Annotated in this window: 16 protein-coding genes; 3 read left to right on the top strand and 13 right to left on the bottom strand. The window is 35.1% G+C overall.

The genetic code is table 11. The annotated features are described in order from the left end of the window. Window positions 1–95 precede the first annotated feature (95 nt). Window positions 96–998 carry a helix-turn-helix domain-containing protein gene (locus tag EL260_RS22785; protein WP_123857779.1) on the bottom strand — a complete coding sequence of 301 codons (903 nt, stop codon included), beginning with the start codon at window positions 996–998 and terminating at the stop codon, window positions 96–98. Window positions 999–1,127: 129 nt separating this feature from the next. On the opposite strand from EL260_RS22785, the gene EL260_RS22790 reads away from it, so the two are divergent. Both EL260_RS22790 and EL260_RS22795 read left to right on the top strand, forming a co-directional pair. Then, the gene (locus EL260_RS22790; protein ID WP_123857780.1) at window positions 1,128–1,532 is read left to right on the top strand and encodes a cupin domain-containing protein; all 405 of its coding nucleotides are present in this window, start codon (window positions 1,128–1,130) and stop codon (window positions 1,530–1,532) included. Window positions 1,533–1,568: 36 nt separating this feature from the next. After that, window positions 1,569–2,621 (top strand): NAD(P)-dependent alcohol dehydrogenase, encoded by a 1,053-nt coding sequence (locus EL260_RS22795; RefSeq protein WP_123857781.1) that lies wholly within the window; start codon window positions 1,569–1,571, stop codon window positions 2,619–2,621. A 54-nt stretch (window positions 2,622–2,675) separates the two neighbouring features. Here EL260_RS22795 and EL260_RS22800 read toward each other — a convergent pair whose 3' ends face one another. After that, window positions 2,676–3,104, bottom strand: coding sequence for a winged helix-turn-helix transcriptional regulator (locus EL260_RS22800; RefSeq protein WP_123857782.1), 429 nt, complete (start codon window positions 3,102–3,104; stop codon window positions 2,676–2,678). A gap of 82 nt (window positions 3,105–3,186) precedes the next feature. Between EL260_RS22800 and EL260_RS22805 the strand changes: the two genes are divergently transcribed. After that, window positions 3,187–4,065: an NAD(P)H-binding protein gene (locus EL260_RS22805; RefSeq protein ID WP_123857783.1), complete on the top strand. Its 879-nt coding sequence runs from the start codon at window positions 3,187–3,189 to the stop codon at window positions 4,063–4,065. Between the two features lie 145 nt (window positions 4,066–4,210). On the opposite strand, the gene EL260_RS22810 is transcribed toward EL260_RS22805, so the two are convergent. The 11 genes from EL260_RS22810 to EL260_RS22860 form a co-directional block, all read right to left on the bottom strand. Then, on the bottom strand, window positions 4,211–5,494 hold the full coding sequence (locus EL260_RS22810) for an alkaline phosphatase family protein (protein WP_123857784.1): 1,284 nt from the start codon (window positions 5,492–5,494) through the stop codon (window positions 4,211–4,213). 107 nt (window positions 5,495–5,601) lie between these two features. After that, window positions 5,602–6,438, bottom strand: coding sequence for a GNAT family N-acetyltransferase (locus EL260_RS22815; protein ID WP_123857785.1), 837 nt, complete (start codon window positions 6,436–6,438; stop codon window positions 5,602–5,604). Between the two features lie 27 nt (window positions 6,439–6,465). Beyond that, window positions 6,466–6,861, bottom strand: a complete 396-nt coding sequence (locus tag EL260_RS22820; protein WP_123857786.1) for a cytidine deaminase family protein — start codon at window positions 6,859–6,861, stop codon at window positions 6,466–6,468. 11 nt (window positions 6,862–6,872) lie between these two features. Then, on the bottom strand, window positions 6,873–7,475 hold the full coding sequence (locus EL260_RS22825) for a GrpB family protein (protein WP_123857787.1): 603 nt from the start codon (window positions 7,473–7,475) through the stop codon (window positions 6,873–6,875). Window positions 7,476–7,612: 137 nt separating this feature from the next. Next, the gene (locus EL260_RS22830; protein WP_123857788.1) at window positions 7,613–8,359 is read right to left on the bottom strand and encodes a T9SS type A sorting domain-containing protein; all 747 of its coding nucleotides are present in this window, start codon (window positions 8,357–8,359) and stop codon (window positions 7,613–7,615) included. Between the two features lie 3 nt (window positions 8,360–8,362). Next, window positions 8,363–8,887: an ankyrin repeat domain-containing protein gene (locus EL260_RS22835; protein WP_123857789.1), complete on the bottom strand. Its 525-nt coding sequence runs from the start codon at window positions 8,885–8,887 to the stop codon at window positions 8,363–8,365. After that, window positions 8,884–9,426 (bottom strand): YceI family protein, encoded by a 543-nt coding sequence (locus tag EL260_RS22840; protein WP_123857790.1) that lies wholly within the window; start codon window positions 9,424–9,426, stop codon window positions 8,884–8,886. The genes EL260_RS22835 and EL260_RS22840 overlap by 4 nt, the downstream gene beginning before the upstream one ends. A 10-nt stretch (window positions 9,427–9,436) precedes the next feature. Beyond that, window positions 9,437–9,784, bottom strand: a complete 348-nt coding sequence (locus tag EL260_RS22845) for a hypothetical protein (protein WP_123857791.1) — start codon at window positions 9,782–9,784, stop codon at window positions 9,437–9,439. 1 nt (window position 9,785) lies between these two features. Next, window positions 9,786–10,628 (bottom strand): DUF5777 family beta-barrel protein, encoded by an 843-nt coding sequence (locus EL260_RS22850; RefSeq protein WP_123857792.1) that lies wholly within the window; start codon window positions 10,626–10,628, stop codon window positions 9,786–9,788. A gap of 125 nt (window positions 10,629–10,753) precedes the next feature. Further along, window positions 10,754–11,404: a Crp/Fnr family transcriptional regulator gene (locus tag EL260_RS22855; protein ID WP_123857793.1), complete on the bottom strand. Its 651-nt coding sequence runs from the start codon at window positions 11,402–11,404 to the stop codon at window positions 10,754–10,756. 187 nt (window positions 11,405–11,591) lie between these two features. Further along, the gene (locus EL260_RS22860) at window positions 11,592–11,897 is read right to left on the bottom strand and encodes a DUF3467 domain-containing protein (RefSeq protein ID WP_027375539.1); all 306 of its coding nucleotides are present in this window, start codon (window positions 11,895–11,897) and stop codon (window positions 11,592–11,594) included. Between the last annotated feature and the right edge of the window lie 60 nt (window positions 11,898–11,957).

An 11,957-nucleotide genomic window follows, 5' to 3' on the forward strand; every position in this document is an offset into this window, starting at 1 on the left:
ACTTCTACCTTTAAAGATAACTTTGTTTTTCGAAAAAAGAAAATTTATATGATTAATTAAGCACGAAAAAAGACTTGTGATAATTGTGCTTAAACTCAATTTAGGATTTTATATTCACTTGGGGAAATCCCAACCTTTGCTTTGAATAACCTTGTAAAATGCTGTGGATATTTAAAGCCTAGATCATAGGAAATTTCACTGATTGATTTTCCCTGATCCAAAATTTGCTCTTTAGCAATATCTATCAGTTTATTGTGGATTAATTCCTGTGGGGAAATTCCCAATTCTTTTTTGATAAGGTCTCCAAAGTAATTAGCGGAAAGATTCAACTTTTCTGCAAAGTAATTCACCATGGGAAAACCTATATTTTTAGGATTATCAGATTTTAAATAATCATCAACAAGATTCTCAAACTTTCCAATGACTCCTTGATTAATATGATCTCTGGTAATAAACTGGCGGTCATAGAAACGCATACAGTAATTTAAAAACAATTCAATATTATTTACAATTAATGACTTGCTGTGTTTATCAATGGATTGTTCAAGTTCATGTTTTATATTTTTAAAACAATCCAGGATAATCTCTCTTTCTTTTTCAGAAAGATGTAACGCTTCATGTACGTCATAGGAAAAGAAATTATAATCTTTTATATTTTTTCCAAGATGAGTTCCTTTTAAAAGATCGGGATGGAAAATCAACGCAAAACCTGCCGGTTGAACAGATTTATCTTTATTATAAATCCCATACGTCTGGCCTGGTGCAATGAAAACTAATGTCCCTTCCTGATAATCATAACTATGTTTTCCATATTGCATATCTCCACACATTACATCTTTCAGGAAAACAGTAAAAAAACCAAATTTCCTTCTGTATTGACAGATGGGATCTGATTTGGAAAAATCAATCACGCTCACCAACGGATGCAATGTTTCGTGATGGGCCATTTTATTGTATTCTGAGACCGTATTATAGATTTCAACCTCCTGATTTTCCATGAAATATATTTTTTACCATTCAAAATTACCAATTTCTGACATAACAGATAGGATGTCTGTAAAATTGGTAAGTAATTCGGTAATCCGTATAAGTAATATTTCTCTGAAAGTTTCGACTTTTGTACCGTTATGGAAACTTTCAATACAACCATCTTTCCGAAGGGAGAAAAAGCTCCGTCGGATTACTTTTCAGGAGGAACTGCCTGGGTTCAAATTCTGAAACCTAACGAAGATCAGCTGAACTGTCAGATCGGAAATGTAATTTTTGAACCCGGATGCAGAAATAACTGGCATTCTCATGGAGGTGGACAAATTTTAATTGTAACTTCAGGAACGGGGTTTTATCAGGAGAAGGGAAAATCTGCACAGGTATTACATCCCGGAGATATTGTAAATATTCTTCCGAATGTGATTCACTGGCATGGAGCAACTCCGGACAGTGAATTCACTCACATCGCCGTCAATACCAACACTCAGGACGGTATCGTGAAGTGGCTGAACCCTGTAACGGATGAGGAGTATAATAATTTATAACATCAACGTATTAATCCAAATAAAATAAATAATCAAATGAGCACATTTACAGTAAAAGCTTTTGGGGCAGAGTCTACCACAGCAGATCTGAAAGAAATGAATATTGAAAGAAGAGAAATTACTTCCAAAGATGTAGAAATTGAAATTCTATATTGTGGAGTATGTCATTCTGATCTTCATACAGCAAGAAACGATTGGGGTGGTACCATCTACCCTGCGGTTCCCGGGCATGAAATAGTGGGAAGAATTACAAAAGTAGGAAGTGAGGTTTCCAAATTTAAAGTAGGCGATCTTGCAGGGGTAGGATGTATTGTAGACTCTTGTGGACATTGTAATAGCTGTCAGCATGATCTTGAACAATATTGTGAGAATGGATTTACCGGAACGTACAATGGAAAGGATAAACATTCGGGAGGCCATACTTTTGGTGGATATTCTCAAAAGGTAGTAGTAGATTCTCATCACGTACTGAAAGTGCCTGAAAATCTTGATCCTGCTGCTGTAGCTCCACTTCTTTGCGCAGGAATTACAACATGGTCACCTTTAAGACACTGGAATGTAGGTCCGAATTCTAAAGTAGCCGTTGTAGGTTTAGGCGGATTGGGACATATGGCCATTAAACTTGCGAAAGGCCTAGGCGCTGAAGTGACTTTATTCTCAAGAACTCCTGGAAAAACTGAAGATGCTAAGCAATTAGGAGCCGATCATGTTATCATTTCTACAGATGAAGAGCAAATGAAGTCAGTGAAAGGAAAATTTGATGTGATTATTGACACCGTTCCTTATGTACATGATGTAAATCCTTATGTGACCACTTTAAATATCAGCGGAACTCATGTTCTTGTAGGGTATTTAGGAGGTCTGGAACCTATTTTGAATACTGTTCCTATGATCCTGGGAAGAAAATCAGTAGCAGGATCAGTGATCGGTGGTATTGCCGAAACCCAGGAATTACTGGATTTCTGTGGAGAACACAATATTGTTTCAGAAATTGAAATGATTAAAATGCAGGAGATTAATGAAGCGTATGAAAGAATGCTGAAAAGTGATGTGAGATATCGTTTCGTTATTGATATGCAATCTTTATAATTTCTTCTATAGAATATAATAAAAGAGGTTCTTCGGATTGAAGAACCTCTTTTATTATTTTTTCAGGTTTTTACTAAAGTCATTCTGATTTTTATCAATCATATACCTATTTGCTTCAGTACATTTGTTATCATTTCTTTCCATATCCTGAAAAGCCCATGCTGCCATTGCATCTATAACAGGAGCCAATTCATTGCCGGCATCACTCAATTTATAGGTTACATGAGGAGGTACTACAGGTTTAGCCGTTCTTATAATAAGGCCATCTGCTTCCAGTTGTTTCAGATGCTGAATCAGCATTTTTTCTGTTACTGCAGGAATTGCTTTTTTTAATTCACTGTATCTTTTTTCTCCTGTAGAAAGATTAAAAAGGATAATGGGTTTCCAAAATCCACCAATTCTTTCCATGACATACATTACAGGACAATCCTGCACTGTTTTTTTGTTCTCCTGGATCGTTGAACTTTCTTTGATTGCTGTCATAGTTACATACTTTAGGGTAAGTACTTGTATAAAAGTAAGTACAAATATAACTTTGTCTCAGGAAATAAAAAAATATTTACATATGAAAATTATAATCACAGGATCATTAGGAAATGTAGCAAAACCATTAGCACAACAATTAATTGCTGAAGGGCACAATATTACAATAGTAAGTAGTAGTGACGCTAGAAAACAGGAAATTGAATCTCTGGGAGCAACGCCAGCCATAGGGTCTATTACAAACGTTCAATTTTTAACTCAAACATTCGAAGGAGCGGATGCCGTTTTTGTAATGACACCTCCCGCTATCAGCCCAGATAAGATTGTAGAAAACACAACCAATGTGGGAAAAAATTATGCTGAAGCCTTAAAAAACGCCAATATAAAAAGAGCGGTAATGCTAAGTAGTGTAGGCGCCGAATCTCCAGTAGAAAACGGTCCCATTGCAGGTCTTCACAATATTGAAAAATTATATAATGAAGTAGAGAATATCTCTTTTACTTTTTTAAGAGCCGGGTATTTTTATAATAATTTTTCCAATGATATTCCTTTAATTCAAAATGCAGGAATCATAGGAGGAAATTACCCAGCCAATATTGAAATACCGGTTGTACATCCTAATGATATTGCCCAGGCAGCTGCCGAAGAATTAGTAAAAGACGATCATTCTAACAAGATTAGATATATTGTAAGTGACGTAAGAAAAGCATCTGATTTCGCTAATGTTTTGGGAGCATCTATCAGTAAGCCTGAACTTCCATGGGTAGAATTTACTGATGACGATTCTTTAAACGGAATGCTGCAAGCCGGGCTTCCGCAAGATATGGCTAATTTATATGTTGAAATGGGAAGAGGGATAAGAACAGGTGTTGTACAGAAAGATTTTATAGATCATGGGTCTCCCATTACAGGAAATATTAAGTTGGAGGATTTTGCAAAGGAATTTGCTAGTAAATTCTAACAATAATTTTGTTTTTTAAACTTCTTCTTTTAAAGCTGAAATAAAATTAACGAGTATCGGCGCACCAAAGGTGCGCCGATATTGTTTTAAAAATTCATAAAAAAATTGCAATACACTTTTGTATTGCAATTCTATTAAACTTAATTTACTTTTTTTCTTTTAATATTTTTCCTAAAACCTTCAGTTTTCCATCGATCGGCTGATTCACTTTCAATCCTAAAACTTCAGCAACCAAAGGATAAACATTGATATTAGCAAATTCACCGATTTCCAGATTATTTTTGAATTCCGGTCCCCATGCGTAGAAGGTTGCCTTCATTTCAGGAACTGTTCTTGGATTGTATCCATGTTTCCCTACGGAAGTTTTCTTTCCTTTTTCCAGAAATATTTTTGGTGCTTTTGGAAGGAGAAGAATCTGTCCTATTCTGTTGTATTGATCATCTCTTGTCGCGAAGTGCAGATATTTTGGTAGTTTTTTATCCAAATATACTTCATAGTCATCTGTTTTTTGAGCCTTTAATTCTTTATAAACAGATTTCACCTCATCCGGATTTTTAACATATACTCTTAAAAGCGTCTGAGAATTGTAAAAATCAAATCTGTCTTTATCAAAAAGAAGAGCCGGAATTTCCAATGGAGCTCCACCATCAACCTTAATCATACCATGGTCGGAAACAAAAATAAAATTGACATCTTTCAACCCTAAATCACTGACTTTCTGAACAAGATCTCCAATCGCTTTATCAATCAGATGAACAGCTGTTTCTGTTTCTTTAGTATCCGGACCAAAGTGATGCCCGCTTCCATCCACTTCCGGGAAATATAATGAAATGAAATGGGGTCTTTTATCTTCCGGCAGCTTTAGCCAGTTCACCACTTTTTCTACTTTTTCTGATGGAGTAAATTTTTCATGGTAAGGATAGTAATAAGTAGGTCTTATTCCTCCGGCATCACTGGCAGATCCTACCCACATTAAGGATGCTGATACCATTCTCTGTTTTTCGGCTAATCCCCAAAGAGGAGTACCTCCGTACCAGCTTCCATCTTCTGCATTTTTTTTATTACTCATTGCATAAGGCTCCTTTCTCTTGTAATCATAGAAAAAGTTATCAATCAAACCGTGATGAGAAGGATAGAGTCCGGTGATAAGGCTCCAATGATTAGGAAAAGTGATACTTGGGTAACTAGGAATCATAGCTTTTGCTTTCACTCCATTTTCAGAAAGTTTCAGGAGGTTTTCAGCATTGTATTTTTTCGCATAATCATATCGGAAACCATCTGTAGAGATCATGATAACATATGGTTTTGACTGGGCTTCAATACTATTCTGACGACCTGGTATCACTACCTGTGCTGTATCAATAACTCCCTGTTGGGCAAAAACAGTTAAGGAAAAAAACAGCAGTAAAAAATGTATTCCTCGCTTCATTATTTTAAAATTTTCGGCAAAGTTACACTCTCTACTGCTCCCTGAAAAGTTTAAGAGGTTAAAAGTATATTAAAACCTTTTATTTTTAATGTCAATGGAAACGTTGGTTAAATACTCCGTTTCATTTCAAATTGTGATAACCAGTTTTGAAGGCCTATTTTTTGATCAAGGAATGCTTCTGCTTCTTTGGAGGTATCCTCTACATTATTGATCGCGATTGGCTGTCCATCAGCAATAGCTGTAAAAAGCCTGGAACCTATCCCTTGTTTTCTATAATTTTTATGCACCGCCACCTGAAGCACTCTTCTTGCGGCAGGATTGTAAATGATGTACCCTACCAGATTTTCACCTGAATAGGCTCCCAAAGCTTTATAAGTATTTGGCATAGGATTCAATACATAAACAGATCCCTGCCAGGAAGGTTCAATATCCCAGAAGGAACAGAGGTTTTCCCACGAAAAGGTGCTCATCTCTTTTATTGATATCTTAGAATTTCCAATCCCAGAGTTGATATTTCCTTTAAAACAAAGCAATTTTCTAACTACTGTAAAACCTAGATTTTCATAAGCTCTAATCGCGCCTGTATTTCCTTCAATCACTTCAAGCAGCAATACATTAGCTTGTCTTTCTTTTAAAACAGGAATGATAAAATCATACATTTTTCTTACCAGCCCTTTTCCTCTACTTTCTGGAACAACTCCTGTCCCACCATTATAAATAATTTTCTGTCCCTCTTCCAATTTTTCAGACTGAAGAATGAAGCTTATTAATTTTCCATCTTCAAAAGCACCTACGGAAATATTCAAATTTAATTTTTCAGCAGCTATTTTTGAGATAAGCATTTCTTTCGTAAGATAAAAGGGAACAATATAATCAGAAAAAGAATGATTAAATACGGCTAAAATCTCTTCTACATTTACATGGGCTAACGTTTTAAACTCCATACATCTTTATTTTTTAATTTATTTATCTTACCATTCTCGGCCAAGATCTTCCTTCCAGTCGTACGGCATTAATTCTTTCAAGGTTACAAAAACTCCATTTTTAACTTCTATTACAGCATTGAGATTTTCTTTGGACAACTGACTCATCAACTCTCTGCAACGTCCACAAGGAGGAACAGCATTGCCATCATTTCCCACTGCTACTACTGCTTTGATATGATATTCTCCATTCTTCAACATTTCCGCTACAGCACTATGTTCAGCACAAAACCCCATAGAACATGCGGTATCAATACTGATTCCAGTATATACATTTCCATCTGTGGTTTCTATAGCAGCAGCAACCCCACCATATTCTATAAAATCATTCAGCATTTTTGATTTTGCAAACTGGCTGGCTATCTCCTTTAAGTCTTTTCTCATTGGGTAAAGTATTAAAGTTTCTGATTATTTAAATACCATTGAACAGCATTTTTCTCTTCTCTTTTGATAAACGGATCTTTTCCTTTATTATAATCATTACCATCAAACCAATCCATTGTGCTGAGTTGCCCTTTTAATTGCTGATATTCCTCTCTTACTTCGGGATGGGTACGAAGATAATCACGAAATGCAATATGACGAAGCCAATGTTCTGATGAAATAGGGATGGTATGGATATGAGCTATCCGCAAGTTATGATTATGAAGTTCTTCGGGAATTTCATCTTCTAAATAAATAATTTCCGGAAATCCTAAGTTCTGAGGTTTATCTGTCAGCTTAATAAAAAATCGGCGATAAGGCATATCTTCGTTGTACTTTTGATAATAGACGTAATCTTTCCCTTGCAATGATGGCGGAACCTTATCAAGTTCTAATTCGTCCTTCACTCCAATCATAATGTCTATAATGGGTTTTGCTGATAACCCCTCTACAGAGGTACTCCCGATGTGTTCTATTTCTGGATTTAAAAAGCCTATACTTTCTTCCAATTCGTTTTTAATGGATTTAAACTGATTTTTCCAGAATGGGTTGTATTTTTCAAAAGTAACTTTCATGAAGAGGCCTTACTACACAAATATATAAAAAATCAAGCAAGAAACCTCTGGATAAAGCCAACAAGTCCACTCCAATAATAAAAAACAATACCTCCGAAAAATCAGAGGTATTATTAAAAATATTTGGATGTGTTTTTTTATTCTTTGATTAACTTTTCGTAGGACAGGGTTCCGTCTTTCAGTTTGATTTCAAAATAATAAATTCCCGGTTTAAGATCTTCAACGCTTATATTTTCTCCATCTGGTTTTACAGATTTCACTTTTCTCCCTGTTGTATCATAGATCTCAAGAGAGCTTATCGTGTCAACATTTCTGAAATTCACAGTTGTCTTGGCTGGATTGGGATAAATAAAAGCTTTATTTTTTTCAGCAGCAGCAATTTCATTTGTTGATAAGGTACTGGAAATCATTGTTAAAGTCGCATAGTCTCTTCCTACATCATGATATCCTAAAGTATTACCGGTTTTACGTGCATAAAAGATATTGATTGTTCCTGCCGCATTCGCAATGGCAAAATCACCGGCTCCCCCGGAAAGACTTCTTGTTGCTACAATAGTTCTTGTACTTCCGGAAACTGTATTTGAGGTTTCCGTCCAATCCTGACTGGAATCTGCGTTAGGTGTCGTCTTCCCTATAAATGTATAATCTCTGTTAGCAGAAGCATTATAGATAAATCCATCAGATCCTGAAGCCATCCCTACAGTTCCAAACCCGATTCCAAGCATGGAATTACTATCCCCGGTTAACGTAAGGGTTACCTCCGTGGGGCTTGTATCTAATTTCACCGTCATAGCCGTAACCGGAAGGGTTACCGTTCCTGACGAAAACTGTGCCCATGTAAAATTCGCTATGAGCAATCCTAGTGTAAGTAAAGTTTTTTTCATGCGTCATTTTTTTAAGATGTTAATAATTTCTTCTTTATGCGTTTGTAAGGCATATTCAAAAGGAGTCATTCCCATTGAATCTTTTATTGATTTATCAGCCTTATATTTAAGTAACAGTTCAATTAATTCTTTATTTCCAAATTTTACAGCCCAAAATAAAGGTGTGGAACCTGTATCATCTGCAATATTAGGATCAGCATTTTTCTTCAGTAAATCTTCAGTCAGCTTTCTATTGTATTTTACGGAAAGACCTGCCAGGGCTGTTCCCTCTTTGCTTTTATAGTTTACATCCTTTACATGGTGTATTAAAAATTCAGCCACTTCTACATTTCCTCTGTAGCAAGCCAGAATAAGAGGGGAAAAACCATTTTCATTGGTTTGATTGATGACATCAGGATTCTGTTTCATTAGGTCTTTTACTTCCGCTACGGTTCCGCTTCTGGCAATATCAAATATTGATTTTGCCTTTTCCTGGGCCAACAATAAAGATCCCAGAAATAGACTTATTGTTATAATCAGGCTTCTCATTTTATCAGTGTATAGGTATATTCAACATTTACATTTTCAGCAATTTTTTTAGTAACCATCTTAGGTATGGTTACTTTATAATCTGCTGGTTTTGCCACAAAGCTTCCTTGCATATAAATTTTACCATCCTTTGTATACATTGAAGCGGCAGAGGTTATGGCTTTATCTACTCCATGGAAATTTAAGGTTCCCTGAACGGTATATTTCTGTGGGCTGGTTGTTAACTTTGACTTGTCAAAGCCTACGATTTTTCCTTTAAATGTTGTTTTAGGATATTTGGCAGACTCAGCATAACTCTCATTAAAATGTTCTTCCATTAATTTTGTTTTAAAATGGAAATTTTTAACGACAGAAACAGATGCCATTTCTCCGGTATCAGCATTAAGAATAATCATATTAGTATCATCCTGGGCATAGATATCATCAAAAAGAGGCACTGATGCTTCAAATGTTAGTTTACCAGTTTTGGAGCTGTATTTCTGGGCTGAAACATATCCAGCAAAAAGCAGGAAAATGCTCAATAGTGTTAGTTTTTTCATATCATTTTTTTTAATTTTCATTTAATCCGTCAGCTTTCCACTTGATGAAAATATTGATCTGGGCTGCAGATAATGATCCTCCTTGTGGCATTTTCCCAGGATCACCGTTAGGTCTTTGGATACGGTCCAGAATTCCGTTTATGTTATTTTTTACCTGATCATAGGTAACGAGAGGTTTGAAACTTCCTGCAGAGTGGCAACTTACACAGCTGTTATCTACAATGGGTTTTACATCTGCTATATATTTTACTGGTGCAGTGATTGGTGTATTATCAGAAATCTCTTCATAAGTTCTGCTGTCACAAGCCGTAAGTATGATTACAGATAATAATATCAATAAGGATGTTAGCTTTTTCATATTAAAAAACTCTATAAAGATTAAACCCGAAGAAAATATGTCCTTTTCCCCATGCTCCTGTAGCATTGGTAAGATATCCGATATCTGAATTTATCTGGGAATTTGTCAGTAAAAGCTGGAAAATATGTCCTCCTGTTTCTATATCTACCCCTAATGATAAAGGATTTTTATAAAAGCTGTGATCATCAAAATTCACAAAGTATTCTGCATTCAGAGAAACTCTTTTTGAAATTTTATAACGTCCTCCCAAACCTGTCAAAAACTGGTTTTTATTTTCAATGGTAGGTTCATACAAGTTTTTATGTACAAAGGAAGGGGTAAGCTGTAAGGAAAGCTTATCACTGAATCTTCTTGAGATAAGTGCCTGAGTAAGATAAGAAAGCCTATCGCTGAATCTAAGGTGCGGATAAGTATCTTTATTTAGCTCTGTATTGGCAGCCATTACATTGTAGCCCACAATATCTACAGGAAAGTTCTCATTTTGTTTTACCAGTCTGTATTTCACTGCTCCTTCAAACGTTTTCAAATTCGTTTCTCTGGAAAGGCTTATAGATACAGCATCTGAAATACCATAGATAACCCCTAATTTGGTTGAGGCATGATCCAGACCGAAAAAATCTTTAAATCCTGCACTTATATCTCCAAATCTATGGGCTACGATGATGTACCATTCTTTTTTGGCAGCCAGTTTTGTAGATTGTCCTGTAACAATCTGAAGGGCTTTAAAGGCAGGTTGTGAGGTTTCTGTGTTGGTTTTTACCGTGTCAATATCTTTCAGCAGATCTTCTTGTGCAAAGACAAGACCTGAAGCAAATACGGACAAAAATAAGAGAGTTTTTGTCATATACAATTTTGATTAATTATTGCTATGACAAACTTATTGAGTTCTCAATTCAAAAATAGGTGATAAAAGTCACCAAAGAAATTGTTTTTATCAATTATGAAGGTAAACTTTCCAAACAATAAATATTAGTCAAATCTAACACTTTCATTTACAGACACTTTTATCCCCTCTTTAGTCTGAACAATTTCACCTTCGCTTTCAATTTTTTTCAAAACTCTGCTCACCACTTCTCTGGAAGTTCCTAAGCTGTTTGCAATTTCACGATGTGTGATCTTAATAGGATTGTTTCCTGTGGATGAAATTTGTTGTTTGATATAATTCAGAACTCTTTTATCCAGTCTATGAAAAACAGCATCGTTAACCATATTCATAACTTCTGAAAATCTTCGGTCATATTCATGATAAAACAATTTATTGATTTCCGGAAATTTGATCAGCCATTCATGCATGATGGAAACGGGAATCAAAACAGCTTCTGAGTCTTCTTCTGCAACGGCATACACTCTGCTGATATAATCTGTCAGAATGGAAGAAAAGGTCATAAGACAGCTATCTTTTGGTTTAATATAATAATAGATTAATTCTCTTCCATCATTAAGGGTAAAAACTCTGATAGAGCCTTTTATTAAAAAAGGTACAAATTTATTTTTTTGCCCTTCTCTTATGATTTCAGTTTTTGCTTTTATATCCATTATAACAGCATGCTTTTGTAGTTCAGATAAAAAATCCGCACCTAAAAACCCAAATTTGCTTACAGCGAATGAGTTATCAATCATATCTTATATTTTCTGCTTTTTCTAAAACAAAGATATAAAAATGCAATATCGTTATCATATATTTTTATTTTATTAAATAAAATTAACAATTAAACAAATTTAATCTTCATTTATTTATTGCAGAGTTTCGCCCATAAAAAATGCCCTGATAAAACCAGGGCATTCTTATTTTATTGTAAGAAAAATCTTAAGCTTGTACGTTGTTTCCTCCTAATACGAAAGGCTCAACTTCTTTGATTTCTCCAAACTGCTGCTCGTAGTTAGCGATGTTCTGTTGAAGAGCGCTTAATACTCTTTTAGCGTGAAGTGGAGCAAGAATTACTCTTGATCTTACTTTAGCTTGCTGAACACCTGGCATCAACTGAATAAAGTCTACTACAAATTCAGATGGAGAGTGGTTTACTAAAGCTAAGTTAGCATAGATACCAGCAGCTACCATTTCGTTTAATTCGATGTTGATGTTTCCGTCTTGTGGATTTTGATTGTTGTCCATTGTTATAAATTATGTTTTTAAAATTCGAAATTTGAGATTGTGAAAATATAAAAATAATTT

The sequence above is a fragment of the Chryseobacterium nakagawai genome, from assembly GCF_900637665.1.
GTDB classification, from domain to species: Bacteria; Bacteroidota; Bacteroidia; order Flavobacteriales; family Weeksellaceae; genus Chryseobacterium; species Chryseobacterium nakagawai.